This is a genomic window from Pseudomonas sp. SZ57 (assembly GCF_009495975.1).
Taxonomy (GTDB): domain Bacteria; phylum Pseudomonadota; class Gammaproteobacteria; order Pseudomonadales; family Pseudomonadaceae; genus Aquipseudomonas; species Aquipseudomonas syringae.
In genome coordinates this window covers 54,313-71,393 of record NZ_WIBD01000038.1, presented here as the reverse complement: position 1 = coordinate 71,393, position 17,081 = coordinate 54,313, and the positions used below count along the sequence as shown (strand labels likewise).

17 protein-coding genes are annotated in these 17,081 nt (G+C 58.8%); 5 read left to right on the top strand and 12 right to left on the bottom strand.

The window, feature by feature from the left end; genetic code table 11:
- Positions 1 to 167: 167 nt before the first annotated feature.
- The 6 genes from msrQ to GE543_RS26210 all read right to left on the bottom strand — a co-directional run bounded on the left by msrQ (position 168) and on the right by GE543_RS26210 (position 6,157).
- A complete protein-coding gene (gene msrQ / locus GE543_RS26235; protein ID WP_004410038.1) occupies positions 168 to 800 on the bottom strand; it encodes a protein-methionine-sulfoxide reductase heme-binding subunit MsrQ in 633 nt (210 codons plus the stop codon).
- Positions 800 to 1,813, bottom strand: a complete 1,014-nt coding sequence (msrP, locus tag GE543_RS26230; RefSeq protein ID WP_004410035.1) for a protein-methionine-sulfoxide reductase catalytic subunit MsrP — start codon at positions 1,811 to 1,813, stop codon at positions 800 to 802. Before msrP ends, msrQ begins: the two co-directional genes overlap by 1 nt.
- Positions 1,814 to 1,882: 69 nt before the next feature.
- Complete coding sequence (gene pssA, locus GE543_RS26225; protein ID WP_004410031.1) at positions 1,883 to 2,728, bottom strand: CDP-diacylglycerol--serine O-phosphatidyltransferase; 846 nt, start codon at positions 2,726 to 2,728, stop codon at positions 1,883 to 1,885.
- Positions 2,729 to 2,874: 146 nt separating this feature from the next.
- Positions 2,875 to 3,891, bottom strand: coding sequence for a ketol-acid reductoisomerase (ilvC, locus tag GE543_RS26220; protein WP_002552076.1), 1,017 nt, complete (start codon positions 3,889 to 3,891; stop codon positions 2,875 to 2,877).
- Between the two features lie 47 nt (positions 3,892 to 3,938).
- Complete coding sequence (ilvN, locus tag GE543_RS26215; RefSeq protein WP_002552075.1) at positions 3,939 to 4,430, bottom strand: acetolactate synthase small subunit; 492 nt, start codon at positions 4,428 to 4,430, stop codon at positions 3,939 to 3,941.
- 2 nt (positions 4,431 to 4,432) lie between these two features.
- Positions 4,433 to 6,157 carry an acetolactate synthase 3 large subunit gene (locus tag GE543_RS26210; RefSeq protein WP_003317709.1) on the bottom strand — a complete coding sequence of 575 codons (1,725 nt, stop codon included), beginning with the start codon at positions 6,155 to 6,157 and terminating at the stop codon, positions 4,433 to 4,435.
- A 397-nt stretch (positions 6,158 to 6,554) separates the two neighbouring features.
- On the opposite strand from GE543_RS26210, the gene GE543_RS26205 reads away from it, so the two are divergent.
- Positions 6,555 to 6,971: a DUF4124 domain-containing protein gene (locus GE543_RS26205; protein WP_024650199.1), complete on the top strand. Its 417-nt coding sequence runs from the start codon at positions 6,555 to 6,557 to the stop codon at positions 6,969 to 6,971.
- 11 nt (positions 6,972 to 6,982) lie between these two features.
- Here GE543_RS26205 and GE543_RS26200 read toward each other — a convergent pair whose 3' ends face one another.
- From GE543_RS26200 to mrcB, 3 genes are read right to left on the bottom strand one after another with little or no spacing between them, the layout of a single operon-like run.
- Positions 6,983 to 7,312, bottom strand: a complete 330-nt coding sequence (locus tag GE543_RS26200; RefSeq protein ID WP_003392631.1) for a YqcC family protein — start codon at positions 7,310 to 7,312, stop codon at positions 6,983 to 6,985.
- Positions 7,312 to 8,055: a tetratricopeptide repeat protein gene (locus GE543_RS26195; protein ID WP_371927274.1), complete on the bottom strand. Its 744-nt coding sequence runs from the start codon at positions 8,053 to 8,055 to the stop codon at positions 7,312 to 7,314. The genes GE543_RS26200 and GE543_RS26195 overlap by 1 nt, the downstream gene beginning before the upstream one ends.
- 17 nt (positions 8,056 to 8,072) lie before the next feature.
- Positions 8,073 to 10,394 (bottom strand): penicillin-binding protein 1B, encoded by a 2,322-nt coding sequence (mrcB, locus tag GE543_RS26190; RefSeq protein WP_032697910.1) that lies wholly within the window; start codon positions 10,392 to 10,394, stop codon positions 8,073 to 8,075.
- 130 nt (positions 10,395 to 10,524) lie between these two features.
- On the opposite strand from mrcB, the gene GE543_RS26185 reads away from it, so the two are divergent.
- Together GE543_RS26185 and GE543_RS26180 are read left to right on the top strand one after the other, a co-directional pair.
- Positions 10,525 to 12,063 (top strand): bifunctional aminoglycoside phosphotransferase/ATP-binding protein, encoded by a 1,539-nt coding sequence (locus tag GE543_RS26185; protein WP_046237136.1) that lies wholly within the window; start codon positions 10,525 to 10,527, stop codon positions 12,061 to 12,063.
- A 100-nt stretch (positions 12,064 to 12,163) separates the two neighbouring features.
- Complete coding sequence (locus GE543_RS26180; protein ID WP_003371360.1) at positions 12,164 to 12,508, top strand: pentapeptide repeat-containing protein; 345 nt, start codon at positions 12,164 to 12,166, stop codon at positions 12,506 to 12,508.
- A gap of 356 nt (positions 12,509 to 12,864) precedes the next feature.
- Here GE543_RS26180 and deoC read toward each other — a convergent pair whose 3' ends face one another.
- Positions 12,865 to 13,650 (bottom strand): deoxyribose-phosphate aldolase, encoded by a 786-nt coding sequence (gene deoC, locus GE543_RS26175; protein ID WP_153222704.1) that lies wholly within the window; start codon positions 13,648 to 13,650, stop codon positions 12,865 to 12,867.
- Positions 13,651 to 13,890: 240 nt separating this feature from the next.
- Here deoC and GE543_RS26170 point away from each other — a divergent pair, with 240 nt between their 5' ends.
- Positions 13,891 to 14,220, top strand: coding sequence for a Rieske (2Fe-2S) protein (locus GE543_RS26170; RefSeq protein WP_153222703.1), 330 nt, complete (start codon positions 13,891 to 13,893; stop codon positions 14,218 to 14,220).
- Positions 14,221 to 14,250: 30 nt separating this feature from the next.
- Here the strand turns inward: GE543_RS26170 and sfsA are convergent, their stop codons facing one another.
- Together sfsA and GE543_RS26160 are read right to left on the bottom strand one after the other, a co-directional pair.
- On the bottom strand, positions 14,251 to 14,964 hold the full coding sequence (sfsA, locus tag GE543_RS26165) for a DNA/RNA nuclease SfsA (RefSeq protein WP_153222702.1): 714 nt from the start codon (positions 14,962 to 14,964) through the stop codon (positions 14,251 to 14,253).
- Positions 14,964 to 16,136 carry a pyridoxal phosphate-dependent aminotransferase gene (locus GE543_RS26160; protein ID WP_153222701.1) on the bottom strand — a complete coding sequence of 391 codons (1,173 nt, stop codon included), beginning with the start codon at positions 16,134 to 16,136 and terminating at the stop codon, positions 14,964 to 14,966. Before GE543_RS26160 ends, sfsA begins: the two co-directional genes overlap by 1 nt.
- Before the next feature lie 347 nt (positions 16,137 to 16,483).
- Here GE543_RS26160 and dksA point away from each other — a divergent pair, with 347 nt between their 5' ends.
- Positions 16,484 to 16,924 (top strand): RNA polymerase-binding protein DksA, encoded by a 441-nt coding sequence (dksA, locus tag GE543_RS26155; protein ID WP_003317723.1) that lies wholly within the window; start codon positions 16,484 to 16,486, stop codon positions 16,922 to 16,924.
- Positions 16,925 to 17,081 lie beyond the last annotated feature (157 nt).

The window sequence follows — 17,081 nt, the reverse complement described above, 5'->3', positions numbered from 1 at the left end:
AACCGCGTGTCAAACTCTTTTTCCTCACCGCCGTCGATCAATCCAGACCCGACCTCCTTCCTCGCTGACTTCTCACTCTAAAACCTTGCAAACTATTGATCTACAAGGCTTTTTCGTTTCCGTCTGCGCCGGAAGTGGGGCGAATTATAGACACCTGACAGAGGGCGTCAACCGTTATTTTGAACTTTTACCGATCCGGCCTTCGCAGCGCCGCCCAGACGTGGGATTCGCCGAGCAAACACGGGAATCCGCAGCAGTAACAGGAATGCACCTATCCCCGCATACAGCGCCCACTCTTTAAGGTCAGCCCGCACGATCCAGAACATATGCAGCAAACCCAGCCCCAGAATCACATAGATGATCCTATGCAGCTTTTTCCAGCGTGCTCCCAGACGGCGCTGACTATAACGGTTGGAAGTCACCGCCAGCGCAAGCAACCCCAGCAACGCCAGCGCACCGACGATGATATAAGGACGCTTGACCAGCTCGACACCCAACTGCCCCCAATCCAGCCCCAGAATGAACAGCGCATACATGGTCAGGTGGAGCATCGCATAGGCAAAACACCACAGGCCCAGCTGGCGACGCACCACAATCCATCCGGACCAACCGGTAAGGCGCTGCAACGGTGTCATGGAGAGCGTGATCAGCAGCATGACCAGCGTCGCCACTCCGAAGTTTTCCACAAGGACCTTGCCGGGATCAGGCCCGAGCGCAAAGATCCATGCCTGGTACAACCACCACACAGGCGCAATGCAAGCGGCAAGAAATACAGCCAGACGCAAAAACGGATATCGCATCAATAGTCCTTCCGCAAATCCATACCGGCGTACAAGGCACCCACCTCTTCCTCATAGCCATTGAACATCTTCGTGTCGCGCAGATTCGGGCTGAACAGACCGCTCGGCAAGCGGCGCTCGCGGGCTTGCGTCCAGCGCGGGTGATCGACAGTCGGGTTGACGTTGGCATAGAAGCCATACTCGTTTGCCGCAATGCTTTGCCAGGTGGTCTTCGGCTGTTCACTGACCAGACTGATACGCACGATGGACTTCACACTCTTGAAACCATATTTCCATGGCACCACCAGGCGTAACGGTGCGCCATTCTGGTTAGGCAGCTCCCGCCCGTACATGCCTACCGCCAGAATCGCCAGAGGGTTCATCGCTTCGTCCAGACGCAGTCCTTCTACATAAGGCCAGTCGATCAGTGCGAAATCGGAGCGCTGACCCGGCATGGACTTGGGATCCTCCAGCGTTTCGAAACGGATGTACTTGGCTTTGGAGGTCGGCTCTACCTGCTTGAGCAACGCCGAGATCGGAAAGCCGATCCACGGAATGACCATCGACCAGGCTTCGACGCAACGCAACCGGTAGATCCGCTCTTCCAGCTGGTAAGGCTTCATGAAGTCTTCGAGCGCATAGCGGCCAGGCTTGCCGACTTCACCATCGATCACGACGCTCCATGGCTCGGTCTGCAGAGAACCGGCATTCTTCGCGGGATCGCCCTTGTCCGTACCGAACTCATAGAAGTTGTTGTAATGGGTCGCGTCCTTGAACGGCGTGATCGCCTCGTCCTTGACGTTGACCGCCTGCCATTTCGTGGCAGGCAGTTTGTCCGCGAACCAGCCCGGCGCTTTACCAGGCTCCACATCGGCATACCGCGAAGCATCGGCGGCACCGGCCCAGCGCGGCATTGCTGTGACGGCAAGACCTGCAAGCGAGCTGGCGAGCAATGTGCGTCGCGAGAGATAAATGGATTCAGGCGTGACGTCCGACTCTTTGGAGTCGGACGCAGAAGGAAGTTTGATTAACATGATGACTCCGCAGACCAAGGAACTGATGCACCAATAGACTACGGAGTATGGTGGAAATTAGATCATTGACTAGGCCTTGCGGCGACGTAATAGATACTGAATCGGTCCGGACAGAGCGTAGGCGAGGAATATCAGCAGCAAAATGCGCGGCGGGTCGCTAAATACGACAGCAAACACCAATACTACCGCCAGAATCGCAACGAAAGGCACGCGCCCCTTCAAGTCCAGCTCCTTGAAGCTGTTGTACTTGATGTTACTGACCATCAGCATACCGGCGGCTGCAACCAACAACGCAACGAGAAACGACAGCTTGGAGCCCTGAATCCCGAAATCGCTGAACGCCCAGACCGTGCCGGCCACTACACCTGCTGCTGCCGGACTGGCCAGGCCGATGAAGTAGCGCTTGTCAGCCTTGCCGACCTGAGTATTGAAGCGCGCCAGACGCAGTGCAGCGCCGGCTACATAGATGAAGGCGACCATCCAGCCGACCTTGCCCATGTCGCCCAAGGCCCAGCCGAATGCCAGCAAAGCCGGGGCCACACCGAAGGCGACCATGTCGGACAGCGAATCATACTCGGCGCCAAACGCGCTTTGCGTATTGGTCATGCGCGCCACACGACCATCCAGGCCGTCGAGCACCATGGCCACGAAGATCGCAATCGCAGCGAAGGCGAAATACTTGCTCGCACCAACGGTATCACCTGCACTCATCGCGCTTTGTGCACTCATGGAGCTGATGATGGAGTAGAAACCCGCGAACAGATTCGCCGTGGTAAACAGGTTGGGAAGCAGGTAGATACCCCGATGCCGGACTTGCCGGCCTTCGGCGTCATGCCCTTCTTCTACATGTTCATCGATCGGTAGCAGACTTTCAGCGTCAGAGGCCTTGATGGGCTCTTCAGGACGTTCGCTCATGGAGATTACCTTGCAGCGGTATGAAAAGGTTCGACACAGGTCTGCAGCGAGGGTTCGCCTGCAAACAATTGCAGCTTTATACCAGAGCCTGACCCATAACGAAAAAACGCGACCGATTGGCCGCGTTTTTTTGTGAAGCTGAATGCTTAGTTCTTGTCTTTGTCGACGATTTTGTTCGCCGCGATCCAAGGCATCATCGAGCGCAGTTTTTCACCGATGATTTCGATGCCGTGCGCAGCGTTGTTACGACGCTTGGCAGTCATCGACGGGTAGCCGGTGGCACCTTCGCTGATGAACATCTTCGCGTACTCGCCGTCCTGGATGCGCTTCAGAGCGTTGCGCATGGCCTGACGGGATTCGGCGTTGATGACTTCAGGGCCGGTGACGTATTCGCCGTATTCGGCGTTGTTGGAGATCGAGTAGTTCATGTTGGCGATACCGCCTTCGTACATGAGGTCAACGATCAGCTTCAGCTCGTGCAGGCACTCGAAGTAAGCCATTTCCGGCGCGTAGCCAGCTTCAACCAGCGTTTCGAAACCAGCCTTGACCAGCTCGACAGTACCGCCGCACAGAACAGCCTGCTCGCCGAACAGGTCGGTTTCAGTCTCGTCCTTGAAGGTGGTTTCGATGATGCCGGTACGGCCGCCGCCAACGCCCGAAGCGTAGGACAGGGCAACGTTCTTGGCGTTGCCGGAAGCATCCTGATAAACCGCGATCAGATCAGGGATACCGCCGCCCTTGACGAACTCGGTACGCACGGTATGGCCCGGGGCCTTCGGCGCGATCATGATCACGTCGAGGTCAGCGCGCGGCACGACCTGGTTGTAGTGAATCGCGAAGCCGTGGGAGAACGCCAGTGTTGCGCCCTTTTTCAGGTTCGGCTCGACTTCGTTCTTGTACAGCTGGGACTGGAACTCGTCCGGGGTCAGGATCATGACCAGGTCGGCAGCAGCAACGGCAGAAGCGACGTCGGTCACTTTCAGGCCATGAGCCTCGGCCTTGGCGACAGTGGCCGAACCTTTACGCAGGCCGACAGTGACATCAACGCCGGAGTCTTTCAGGTTGCACGCCTGGGCGTGACCTTGCGAACCGTAACCGATGATGGCGACTTTCTTGCCCTGGATGATCGAAAGGTCACAGTCTTTGTCGTAGAAAACTTTCATGGAAATCCCCTGTTATCTTGGCCACGCAGGCCATTTGCTTAATTGATTTAAATGCTCAGCACTTTGTCGCCACGGGCAATGCCCGTTACGCCACTGCGTACTGTTTCCAGGATAGCGGCGGTGCCGATGGCCTGAATGAAGCTGTCCAGTTTGTCGCTCGTGCCGCTCAGTTGCACGGTGTAAACGCTGGCGGTCACGTCGACGATCTGCCCGCGGAAAATATCCGTGGTGCGCTTGATCTCGGCACGCTGCGCGCCGGTGGCCTTGACCTTGACCAGCATCAGTTCGCGCTCGATGTGAGCGCTTTCCGAAAGGTCGACCAGCTTGACCACTTCGATGAGCTTGTTGAGGTTCTTGGTGATCTGCTCGATCACCTCATCATGACCTACGGTGGTGAGCGTCAGACGCGACAGGGTCGGGTCTTCGGTCGGCGCAACCGTCAGGCTTTCGATGTTGTAATTACGCTGGGAGAACAGACCAACGACGCGCGACAGTGCACCCGGTTCGTTTTCCAGCAGCAGGGAAATGATATGGCGCATGATTATGTCCGCTCCGTCTTGCTCAACCACATATCGCGCATGGAGCCGTCCTTGATCTGCATCGGATAGACGTGCTCGGTCACATCGACCTGAATATCCATGAACACCAGCCGGTCAGTCATGGCAAAGGCTTCTTCCATCTTCGGCTTCAGATCCTTCAGGTCCGTGACACGCATGCCGACGTGGCCATAAGCCTCGACCAGCTTGACGAAATCAGGCAGCGACTCCATGTAGGAGTGCGAGTGACGCGCGCCGTAGCTCATGTCCTGCCACTGGCGGACCATGCCCAGCACACCGTTGTTGAGCAGAATGATCTTCACCGGCAGACCGTACTGCAGGCAGGTCGACAGTTCCTGGATGTTCATCTGGATGCTGCCTTCACCGGTCACACAGGCGACATGCGCATCCGGAAAGTTCAGCTTGACGCCCATCGCAGCCGGGAAGCCGAAGCCCATGGTGCCCAGACCGCCCGAGTTGATCCAGCGGTTCGGCTTGTTGAAGCGGTAGTACTGCGCAGCGAACATCTGATGCTGACCGACATCCGAGGTGACATAAGCGTCGCCCTTGGTGACTTCGCACAGCGTTTCGATAACGGCCTGCGGCTTGATGACCGTGCCATCGCCACGGTTGTACGGGAACAGATCACCCGTACCGCGCCACTCGTCAATCTGCTTCCACCACGCGGCAACCGATGCCTTGTCGGGTGTCTCGCCGATCTCTTTCAAGGTGGCGACCATTTCGGTCAGCACGCTTTCGACAGGACCGACGATAGGCACATCGGCCTTGATGGTCTTGGAGATCGAAGCCGGGTCGATATCGATGTGGATAATCTTGGCGTTCGGGCAGAACTTGCTGGCGCCGTTGATGACACGGTCATCGAAGCGCGCGCCGACGGCCAGGATCACATCGGTGTGGTGCATCGCGAGGTTGGCGGTGTAGCTGCCGTGCATCCCGAGCATGCCGACGAACTGCCGATCCGTGCCCGGATAGCAACCAAGCCCCATCAGGGTGTTGGTTACCGGTGCATCGAGCAGTTGCGCCAGTTCGGTCAATTGCGCCGAAGCATTGCCCATGATCACCCCGCCACCGGCGTAGACGATCGGGCGCTTGGCAGCCAGCAGCATCTCGACGGCCTTGCGGATCTGACCGGAATGGCCACGAACCGCCGGGCTGTAGGAGCGCAGCTTGGCTTTTTTCGGGAAGACGTATTCGAATTTTTCAGCCGGGTTGGTCATGTCCTTCGGAATATCGACGACCACCGGTCCCGGACGACCGGACTGCGCCAGGTAGAAAGCCTTTTTCAGGATTTCCGGGATTTCCGACGGGTGCTTGATCATGAAGCTGTGCTTCACGATCGGCCGGGAGATACCGATCATGTCGGTCTCCTGGAACGCGTCGGTGCCCACCAGCGTACTGGCTACCTGACCGGAGAGGACCACCATCGGAATGGAGTCCATGTACGCCGTGGCGATACCGGTAATGGCATTGGTTGCCCCAGGACCCGAGGTCACCAGCACCACGCCCGCCTTGCCGGTAGCCCGCGCATAACCATCGGCCATGTGCGTGGCAGCCTGCTCGTGGCGAACAAGGATGTGGCTCACCGCCGGTTCTTTGAACAGGGCATCGTAGACATGCAGGAGGGCACCACCGGGGTACCCATAGATATGCTCAACGCCTTCGTCACGCAAAAAGCGGACGACCATTTCAGCGCCAGATAAAAGCTCCACGTTGTTCACCTCTAAAACGCCAGAATACCGCCCACTCCGGGACGGGTCTTAATAGGTTTACTGCCAGCAGAGCATGAGCGACGGTGGTCGCCGACTACGTCAGCACTGACTGAGCAAGTATTGGGAGGTCCCTGAGTGTTGCGGAACATTCCCACCCAGCGCGAGGTAACGCGTTGCGGGTGTTACAGGTCGGCGCGGGTGTGCGCCTCATGATCTACCGAGAGGGTCTGCTTCTGGCAGTCCTTCTACAGCGAACTTTGGATTGTTGTGATTCCCCCCCTTCAAGTCAAGCGATCCGTGCGCTTTCTTGACACCCGACAGGTGAAATCGCACCGTTTCGGACTGAAATGCACTGTTATGGTAGCTTTCTGCATGCACAGACTTTCAAGGACCCGACATGCATTGGATGATTCTCGCCGCCGCGCTGGCCATCAGCGCAACCAGCCAGGCCGCTTCGATCTACAAGTGGGTGGATGCCCAGGGCGTGACGCACTTTGATGCCCAGCCGCCCACTGGCCAGCCGGTGCAGGAAATCAATGTGCAGACACCGCCACCCGCTGCCGCGCCGGGCATGCCCGCGGACGATGGGGCTGCGCAGCAACGCGAGATTGACCAGAAAGTCAAAAGCCAGGTGAAGGCTCAGGAAGCCAAGCGCGCGGAAAATTGCGAAACCTTGCGCACCAATCTCGCGCAGTTGCAGAACAATCCACGCGTGCGCGAGCAGGTTGGAGGGGAGTCGAGGCGCCTTACGGATGAGAACCGCAAGACGCGTATCGAAGAAACCAACAGGGCTATCAGCGAATACTGCCGCTAGAAGCGCGCCGATCAGCGCGCTGCTGTAATCAGCTGGTCGAACCGCGCCAGATGCGCTTGCAGTTGCCGGGTTTCACTCATGCACCCGGCATAGACCATCTCGGCCATTTCCAGAATGCCGGACGCATTGGGTAATGGCAGGTCGCGCTCAAGGATGACCTTCATCCGCGGCAGGAAAATCCATTGCAGCCACTGGGCGAACTCCAGGGTATCGACGCTGAACGGTTCCTGACTGGCGAGCGCCTGCTCGCTGGGCGGTGTCGCATCCCACCAACCCAGCAAGCGCAACTCGCGCTCTATCAACAACAGTTGCTCGGCAACCTCAGGCAAACGTCCGTCCATCAGCGAGCCTTTTGACGAGCCAGGGCAGCACCGGCCGCATCACCTTGCTTTTCGCGTGACTGAGCGATCAATCCCCACAGGCTGGCCTGAAGGCTGGTGCGCCCGTTGGCGTAAGTCAGACCACGACGTGCCAGTTGCTCGGCCTGAGCCGCATCGCCCTGAGCCAGACGCACCTGAGCCAGACGATAAAGCACTTGCGGCTCGCGCGGTGCAACCCGCTGCGCACGCTCGAGACTGGACGACGCGCCGTTGAGGTCGCCGCTGGTCTGCTGTTGCTGTGCGGTGGTCAGCAATGCCAGTACCGGCCCGTCAAGCTGCTCGTCCTCCGACAGACCGCCACCGCTGGACGGGATTCCGGTCGGGGCAGAGGCAGCCGGCATGCTGTAACTGTTGTTCACAGGAGCCTGACTGACCGGGGCCTGATTGACCGGGGCCGCATCGACAGGCGGAGTGTTGACACTGAACGGTGCCTGACTGGCGGGCGCAGAGTAGCTCTGTCCTGCATCAGCGCCACCCACGCCCGGTACCATCACCACCACGCCCGAGTCCTGCGGTACAGCTTGCGGTTGCTGCTGCACCGGAGCGGTGTTGGTGCGGTAAGTACCGTTACGCGAAGCTGCCGCACGTTCGCCGTTGGACACCTTGGAGCTCGAATCCACGACCGGAATCGAGCCGCGTTCCACACTGGCGCAGCCGTTCAGCAAGGCCAGTGCCGTTAAAGCTGGAATCCACCATTTATTCACTTCAAAACCTCGATTGCCTAGTTCAACCAACCCTTGACCCAGTCCATCACCTCAGTGGCAGGTGCCGGAGCGCCGCCGCATGTCGCGCCAGGCTGGGGCTCACTGCCGCGAATATACGGCATCTGCACGGCATTCGGGCAGCTTGCATCCGAACCCTGGCCGGTCTGCGCATCGACCCACGCCTGAACGACGTTGTCCGGCATCGCCATGTCCAGCGGCAGCGGACCGGCCTTGCGCATGAAACTGGTCCAGACCTGCAGGGCACCGGTGGCACCGGTAAACGGTGTCTTGCCGTTGTCGTCGCGGCCCATCCACACCACGGCCAGCAGGTCCTGGCTGAACCCGGCAAACCAGCTGTCGCGCGAGTCGTTACTGGTGCCGGTCTTGCCCGCCAGATTCAACGAGCTCGGCAACACGTTGTAAACAGATTTGCCTGTACCTTCGCGCATGACCCGCTGCATCGCATTCTGTACCAGGTATATGGCACCCGGATCGAAGCGCTGTTCAATCTGGAACGGATAACGCTTGAGCGGCTCGCCTTCAGCGGTGAGCACGCTGCGAATACCACGCATCGGCGTATTGAACCCGCCGCTGGCGATGGTCTGATACATGGTGGCCACTTCCATCGGACTCAAGCCACCCGCACCCAGCAGCATCGACGGATAGGCAGGCCATTCGCGCGTCACACCCAGTTTGGCCAGCGTCTTGAACACGCTTGGAATGCCCAGCTCAAGACCCAGCTTGGCGGTCGACAGGTTGTAAGAATGCGCCAGCCCCTGATACAGGAAGATATTGCCGTGTGACTTGCGATCGTAGTTCTGCGGTTTCCAGATCTGGCCATCGGCGCCTTTGACCTGAAACAGTTCGTCGGCGATCCAGCTGGTCAAGGTGTACTGGCTTGGCCGCTCGAGTGCCGTCAGGTAGATAGCCGGCTTGACCAGCGAGCCGATCGGCCGTACTGCGTCGATCGCCCGGTTGAAGCCCGAGAACCCGGCCTCACGCCCACCGATCAACGCCTGCACTTCGCCGGTTTCCGGGTTGGTGACAACCATGGCCGACTCCACTTCATCAGAGCCCTTGCGCCCGGCGAGTTTCTTGAACGTATCGTCCATGGCAGCCTGGGACTTCATCTGCAGGATCGGATCGAAGCTGGTAAAGATCCGCAGCCCTTCTTCGGTCAAGTCTTCGTCGCGATAGTCTTCGCGCAGCTGACGCTTGACCAGATCGAGGAACGCCGGGAACGAGCTGTCGGCGAGGGTCCCGGTCTTGGTCACACCCAGTGGCATTTTCTTCGCAGCGGCAACCACTTCCGGCGTGGCGACGCCCTGCTGCTCGAACAGATCAAGCACCAGATTACGACGCTCCAGAGCACGCTCCGGATTGCGCCGCGGATTATAGAAAGACGGCCCTTTGACCAGACCGACCAGCATCGCCACCTGATGGATTTTCAGTTCGGACAGCGGCTGGCTGAAGAAATACTGACTGGCCAGACCAAACCCGTGAACGGCTCGCTGGCCGTCCTGACCGACAAACACTTCGTTGAGATAGGCCTCGAGGATTTCCTGCTTGCTGTAATGGATCTCCAGCAAAATGGCCATCATGGCTTCGGTCAGTTTACGGGTCAGGCTGCGTTCGTTGGTCAGGTAGAAGTTCTTGACCAACTGCTGGGTCAGCGTACTGCCGCCCTGACGCATCTGCCCCTGCGAGGTATTGACCCAGATCGCCCGGGCAATGGACTTGGGCGACACGCCGAAGTGATGATAGAAATCCCGGTCCTCGACCGCTACCAACCCGTCGAGCAGATAGGGCGGCGCCTGATCCAGCTTGATCAGGATCCGGTCTTCCAGATTCTTCGGGTACAGGCCGCCGATCAGCAACGGCTCAAGCCGTGCCACCGCAAGCTTGGCACCATTGCCCGAAGACAGGTCGGCTACGTAGTCACCGGAAAAGCGCACGCGCACCTGTTGCGCTGCGTCAGTACCTTCGTAGAACTGAAAACCACGCGTGTTGAGGTCGACGGTATTGCCGTTCACCGCTGCGGCACCGGGACCATTCGCCACGCTTTCGCGGCGATAGCCCAGGGCGTCCAGTTCGATGAGAAAGTCATCGCGGCTCAGCTTCTGTCCGACGAACAGCTCCAGCGGCCGTGCATAGACCTTGGCCGGGATGGTCCAGCGCTTGCCGGAGAATTTTTCCTGGACGATTGCATCGAGGTAAATGGCCAGGCCGCCGAGCAGAACCAGGCCGACAATACCGAGCTTCAACGCCCAGCCCAGCCACTTGTTAAGGCTGCGGGGAGGTTGTTTTTTTGCAGAACGAGAGGTGCGGGATCGAGTCATGGGCGCTGATTATACGCACTTTACCGAGGATCGACAGACGCCCGAGTCAGCGGTTTGCAGCCTCGCGCCAAGCGGCCATAATGGCGGCATCGTGTACTTACATTTTGAACACATTCCTGAAGGATCGACCGTGAGCCAGTCTTTGATTGCTGCCCTGCAGAACCCTGCCCTCTTCCCGCATCCGGTGGAGAGTTTCCAGGTCATCGAAACGCACATTTCCTGGGTGCTGCTGACGGGTCCGTATGCCTACAAATTCAAAAAGCCGATGAACTTCGGCTTTCTGGATTTCACCACGCTGGCCCTGCGCAAGCATTTCTGCGAAGAAGAGTTGCGCCTGAATCAGCGTCTGACCGACGACCTCTACATCGAAGTCCTGCCGATCACTGGCACAGAGGACGCGCCACAACTGGGCGGCGACGGCGAAGCCATCGAATACGCGCTGAAGATGAAGCAGTTCTCGCAGAATGGCCTGCTGAGCACGCTGCAGGCCAACGGTGAAGTGACGACTGCGCACATCGACGAACTGGCCAACCAGATCGCTAATTTTCACCTGAGCTCGCCACAAGTCGGGGCCGAAAGCGAACTCGGCTCGCCTGACAGCGTAATGGCCCCGGTGGTACAGAATTTCGAGCAGATTCGCCCGCTGCTCAGCGAAAAATCCGACCTGGCACAGCTTGATGCCCTGCAGGCCTGGGCAGAGTCGAGCTTTGCGCGACTCAAGCCGCTGCTGGCTCATCGCAAGGCCGACGGGTTCATCCGTGAATGCCATGGCGACATCCATCTGGGCAACGCGACAGTGATTGACGGCAAGGTCGTGCTGTTCGACTGCATCGAGTTCAACGAGCCGTTCCGCAAAACCGACGTCTACGCCGACATCGGCTTTCTGGCAATGGACCTTGAAGACCGTGGCCTGAAGTCGCTGTCGCGGCGTTTGATCAGTCAGTACCTGGAAGTCACCGGCGACTACGCAGGCCTTGAGCTGTTGAACTTCTATAAGGCCTACCGCGCAATGGTCCGCGCCAAGGTGGCACTGTTCACCCAGCCGGCCAATGCCGACGGTTTGCAGCGCGCGGCGACACTTCGTCAGTACCGCAACTATGCCAATCTGGCCGAGAGCTACAGCGCCATCCCTTCGCCGTTTCTGACGATTACCCACGGTGTCTCTGCCGTCGGCAAAAGCCACGTAGCAATGCGCCTGGTGGAATCGCTGGGCGCCATCCGCCTGCGCTCGGACGTAGAGCGCAAGCGCCTGTTTGCCGGCCAGAATCAGGATCTGTACGACGCACAAGCCAGCAGCACAACGTATGCACGCCTGCATGAGCTGGCCTCCGCAACCCTGCGAGCGGGCTTCTCGGTGGTAATCGATGCGACCTACCTGAAGCGCGAGCAGCGCGATGCGGCGGCAAAGATTGCGGAAAACACCGGTGTGCCGTTCCTGATTCTGGATTGCGAAGCACCACAGGCAGTGATCGCTGGCTGGCTTGCGCAGCGTCAGGCACAGAACAACGACCCCTCCGACGCGACACTGGAAGTCATCGAGGCGCAGCAGGCCAGTCGCGAGCCGCTCGGCGCCGACGAAATCCTGCGCAGCAAGAAGGTTGCAACCAACGTCAGCAGCGACCTGGACAGCCTTATCGACAACCTGCGTCAGCGCCTGCCGGGCCTGTAAAGAGACACATGGCCGTTGAGCGGTTAATGCTTCACGGCCTTACAGTGATGGCGATATACTGGCGCCATAATTCCAACGCAATGACATGTCGGAGGCCATCATGAGCCACCCCAAACAGATCGACTCACCGCTTTATATGCTGCTGCGCAAAGATGACGTCGAAGGTTTCAATCAAGAGAAACCACGCACTGGCACCATCGACATGGTCGGGGGCGACTTCAGGGGGCTGGACCTGCGCGCGCTGGACACCGCCAATATCGACTTCACCGACGCCTACTTTCGCTCCGCCGACCTTCGTGGTCTGGACCTGCGCAATACGCCGATGGAAGGTGCGAGCATCGCTCACGCACAGATTTCAGGGGTGTTCTTTCCGGCTGAACTGTCAGCCGACGAGATTCTGATGTCGGTGAACTTCGGCACGCGCCTGCGCTACCGTACCCACTGATACCGCAAAAACGTTGCAGCCTGCATGCGCGATGCATAGCGGGCTGGCGATGTGTCGCACTCTTTTCATGCCCCCCTTCTCTTGCATGCGCAACCCGGTCTTTGCTGTACTCAGCACTTTTTAGCCCTCAAATATGCGTGCCGAATCAGGCGCAGGCACCGGCGTCCGGGCCACCAAAAGAAATGTTGACTTACAAATGAGAATCGTTATGATTATCACATCCGGTCGCGAGACTGGACGGTAGCCTGAAAGACCTTGGTTCGGACTTTCAGATTATCTCCTCATCAGGCTAATCACGGTTTTTGACCCGGCTCTTTGCCGGGTCTTTTTTTGCCTGGCGCAACGCTGCCGATCATTCAAAAGCCATCGCCACCACCATGCGACTCGAGCAGGCCGAGCCTTGCCAGCAAGTCGTCCAGCAAGCTCGATCCTCCCAACCGTAAACGCCCGGCGTTGATCCATTGCAGACCAAATCGCGCGCGGACGAGCGCCATGTAAACACGCGCCTCGTCGAACGTACGGATCCCGCCTGCAACCTTGAGCCCCACTTGCCCGCCTACGTCCGCAATTGACTCCAGCATGATCCGTGCAGCCTGCGGCGTGACATGCGTGGCGGCCTTGCCCGTGCTGGTCTTGATGAAGTCAGCGCCCGAAACAATCGCATCGCGGCACGCATCGAGGATCATTTGCGAGTCGCGCAAGTCACCGGTTTCAAGGGTCGCGGTAAGCCTGACCTGCCCCGCACACAATGCCGAACACGCCGAGATCATCGCCAGGCCGGGCTGCCGATCTCCGCCGAGCAGCGCGCGAAAGGGATACACGACGTCGATCTCATCCGCGCCAGCCATCAGCGCAGCGCGTACCTGGGCGATGACTGACTGAACATTGCTGCTGCCATGAGGGAAATTGACCACCGCGACGACCTTGATATGACGAGCCTTTAGGCGATCCAGCGTGGTGCGCGCCAGACACACGAAACGTTGCTGGACGCTGACCGCTGCAACCGGTCCCACAGGCGTACAGGCACGCCGACAGATGCCGACAATGCGCTGCTCCGTGTCGTCTGTATTGAGGGCGAACAGCTCAAGCAACCCGATGACCTGACGCGCCAGTCGCTCATCATCTGCTGTCATCTCTTTCATAGTGTTTCCGCTCTGCAAGACATGAGCGGACGATATACGGCTGCCACGCTTACAGGCACGAGTGACGTGCTTAGAGACGAAGGCTACAAAAAGACAGGAAAGAACCGACGCAGCCTGTAATGACTTCAACGTAACGCAGCGCATCAATCCGAAGAAAATGCCAGACTTGTCCGATCAGGCACCGCCCCGGAAAACTGGCACCCTGAAACCATCCCCGAAGAACTGGCCAATGGAGGCTTCTTGATATTCCTTTGCACTTCAAGCCACCTGCCCGAAGCCCACAGCAAAGGCTTCGCGCTGGGCGAACATGCGCTGTTCGCCGTGCGCCGCCAGGGCGAGGTGTTCGTCTACAAAAACCGCTGCCCGCATCGCGGTGTTCCGCTGGAATGGCAACCCGATCAATTTCTGGACAGCAGTGCAAGCCTGATCCAGTGCGCTACGCATGGGGCGTTGTTTCTGATCGAGAATGGCGAATGCGTTGCCGGGCCTTGCGAAGGCCAGTCCTTGACCGTCATCAAAAGCCGTGAAGACGCCGAGGGCATCTGGGTGTCGCTGCATCTGGAGGCATGACGGAGTCTGAACCGCCTGTAGCCAGATGCCTCAATCCAGGCCGTGCACCTGCAGGCGCCGGTCGATAAAAATCTCCTCCGACGTCAGTTGCGCACCGTAGGCGAGAATTTGCACACCGGCATCAATGGCTTCACACAACGCCGCCGCGTAGGCAGGATCAATCTCCTGCGCAGGCCGCACAGCGTCGATACCGGTGAGATTGACGCAATACAACAGCACGGCGCGTACGCCTTCGCGCGCCAGCGTCGCCAGTTCGCGCAGATGACGCGCGCCACGCTGGGTCACCGCATCAGGGAATGCCGCCACGCTGGAACCGTCGAAACCCAAAGTGACACTTTTCACTTCCAGGTACAGGTAGCCATCCGGGTACTCCAGACGAAAGTCCACACGGCTTTTTTCCTGTCCGTAGGCCACCTCACGCTTGAGCGCCGTGAAACCCGTCAGTTCGCTGATGACCCCGGCGCGCAAGGCCTCTTCAACCAGCGTATTGGCCCGTCCGGTATTGATACAGGCCAGGCGACCCTGCGGGGTTTCGCTGATTTCCCAAGTGCCCGGCAGTTTGCGCTTGGGGTCATTCGAGCGACTGAACCACACGCGCCCGCCGGGCATCATGCAGTTGAGCATCGAACCGGTGTTAGGGCAGTGAATGGTCAGCAACTCACCGCTATCGGTTTCGATATCAGCGAGAAAACGCTTGTAACGCACCAGCAGACGCCCCTGCTCAAGCTGCGGAGAAAAACGCATCAGACGCCCCAGCTACGCAAGCCGCGAGCGATTCGCTCGACCGCCTGTTCAAGGCGCGGCAGGCTTTGCGTATAGGCAAAGCGCACGTGGTGCCCGGCCTGGAAACGGCCAAAGTCCAGCCCCGGTGTAAAGGCGACGTGCTCGGTTTCCAGAAAGTGCCGGCAAAAGGCGAAGGCATCGCCGCCGAACGCGGAGATATCGGCATATAAATAAAAGGCCCCTTCCGGCTCGACGGCAATACCGAACCCCAGTTCGCGCAGCGCTGGCAGCAGAAAGTCCCGGCGGCGGCCGAACTCGGCGCGCCGTTGCTCGAGTATGGCCAGTGTCTGCGGCTCAAAGCAGGCGAGCGCAGCATGTTGTGCCATGCTCGGCGCGCTGATGTAGAGGTTCTGGGCCAGCTTTTCCAGATCGGCCACCGCATCCTCTGGCGCGACCAGCCAGCCCAGACGCCACCCTGTCATGCCGAAATACTTTGAAAAGCTATTGAGGACGAAAGCGTCGTTATCCACTTCCAGCACACTGCTGGCGTCCACACCGTAGGTCAGGCCGTGATAGATCTCGTCCACCACCAAATGGCCATTGCGGGCTTTCAATGCCTGAGACAAGGCTGCCAGTTCGTCACGACTCAATAAAGTGCCGGTCGGGTTGGCGGGCGATGCCACCAGCGCGCCGACACTGTTCTGGTTCCAGTGCGTGGCCACCAGCTCGGGGGTCAGTTGATAACGCTCCTGCGCACCTACCGGCACCAGTTGCGCCTCGCCCTCTATCAACCGCAAAAAGTGTCGATTGCACGGGTAGCCAGGGTCGGCCAGCAACCAGTGCTTGCCGGGATCGACCAGCAGACTGCTGGTCAGCAACAACGCGCCTGAACCGCCCGGCGTGACCAGAATACGCTGAGGATCAATGTCGACGCCGTAACGCTGAGCGTAAAAACCGGCAATGGCCTCACGCAGCTGCGGCAGACCGCGCGCGGCGGTGTAGCGCGTCTTGCCATCTGCCAGTGCCGCCTGGCCAGCCTTAATGATGGGCTCTGCAGTGGTGAAATCGGGCTCGCCGATTTCAAGGTGAATCACATCATGACCCGCCGCCTGCAATTCATTGGCACGCGCCAGCAGCGCCATGACATGAAAAGGTTCTATGGCGCGACTGCGCGCACTGTAAGACTGGCTCATGGATATTCCTTTAGGAGCAGGGTGTTAAAACATGATTGTCATCACGGCGCGCCATGATTCTACCCAAGCACCCGCCCGACGGTACGCTTGCAGGCTGAAAAACCCGGCCCCGAGTGCCGAATAAAAGAAAGCTACGACGGTGCGCAGCGACTAGAGTTCATTTAGATGAAGGTCGGATGCGAAATGGCCATCTCCATAAGAAGACGGCGTCGTCATGCTCGACAACCGGGAGTAGCGCACTCCGATTTGATCTGGTAAGTTCGCCCGCTTGCAGCTGCAGGGCCGACGGGTGTCGGTGATGGAACAATCCTGCGCAATAGATTAGAAGAGTGAGAGGCGGTCCAGACATGCCCACCCCAGAAAAGCAACAGAACCATCTAATCAGCGGCTTTGAGCCCTACGTGCAAACGAAGGGTGAAGAGTACATGGGCGAGCCGATGCGCGCGCACTTCACCAAGATCCTGAACAAGTGGAAGCAGGACTTGATGCAAGAGGTCGACCGAACGGTAGACCATATGAAGGACGAAGCTGCCAACTTCCCTGACCCGGCCGACCGTGCCAGCCAGGAAGAAGAGTTCAGCCTTGAACTTCGTGCCCGCGATCGCGAACGCAAGTTGATCAAGAAGATCGACAAGACGCTGCAACTGATCAAGGACGAGGAATATGGCTGGTGCGAATCCTGCGGCGTAGAGATCGGCATCCGCCGTCTTGAAGCTCGCCCGACTGCAGACCAGTGCGTCGACTGCAAGACCCTTGCAGAAATCAAGGAAAAACAGGTCGGTAAATGACCTGGGGCCGCCTTTGACTGAAAAGACGCTTCGGCGTCTTTTTTTGTGCCTGAGAGTCCAACTGAATCCGATTCGACGCAACATCATGTCCTGCCCATAGCGACTGCCACACAAGCGCTCTTTGATCGCGATGGCACTGACGACGCAAATTGCGACG

Bases quoted from the DNA above. Each gene is read 5' to 3' on its own strand.
- deoC (WP_153222704.1), bottom strand. From the start codon at position 13,650: ATGAAAGAGATGACAGCAGATGATGAGCGACTGGCGCGTCAGGTCATC.
- dksA (WP_003317723.1), top strand. From the start codon at position 16,484: ATGCCCACCCCAGAAAAGCAACAGAACCATCTAATCAGCGGCTTTGAG.
- GE543_RS26180 (WP_003371360.1), top strand. From the start codon at position 12,164: ATGAGCCACCCCAAACAGATCGACTCACCGCTTTATATGCTGCTGCGC.
- sfsA (WP_153222702.1), bottom strand. From the start codon at position 14,964: ATGCGTTTTTCTCCGCAGCTTGAGCAGGGGCGTCTGCTGGTGCGTTAC.
- msrP (WP_004410035.1), bottom strand. From the start codon at position 1,813: ATGTTAATCAAACTTCCTTCTGCGTCCGACTCCAAAGAGTCGGACGTC.
- ilvN (WP_002552075.1), bottom strand. From the start codon at position 4,430: ATGCGCCATATCATTTCCCTGCTGCTGGAAAACGAACCGGGTGCACTG.
- pssA (WP_004410031.1), bottom strand. From the start codon at position 2,728: ATGAGCGAACGTCCTGAAGAGCCCATCAAGGCCTCTGACGCTGAAAGT.
- msrQ (WP_004410038.1), bottom strand. From the start codon at position 800: ATGCGATATCCGTTTTTGCGTCTGGCTGTATTTCTTGCCGCTTGCATT.
- GE543_RS26205 (WP_024650199.1), top strand. From the start codon at position 6,555: ATGCATTGGATGATTCTCGCCGCCGCGCTGGCCATCAGCGCAACCAGC.
- GE543_RS26160 (WP_153222701.1), bottom strand. From the start codon at position 16,136: ATGAGCCAGTCTTACAGTGCGCGCAGTCGCGCCATAGAACCTTTTCAT.
- GE543_RS26200 (WP_003392631.1), bottom strand. From the start codon at position 7,312: ATGGACGGACGTTTGCCTGAGGTTGCCGAGCAACTGTTGTTGATAGAG.
- mrcB (WP_032697910.1), bottom strand. From the start codon at position 10,394: ATGACTCGATCCCGCACCTCTCGTTCTGCAAAAAAACAACCTCCCCGC.
- ilvC (WP_002552076.1), bottom strand. From the start codon at position 3,891: ATGAAAGTTTTCTACGACAAAGACTGTGACCTTTCGATCATCCAGGGC.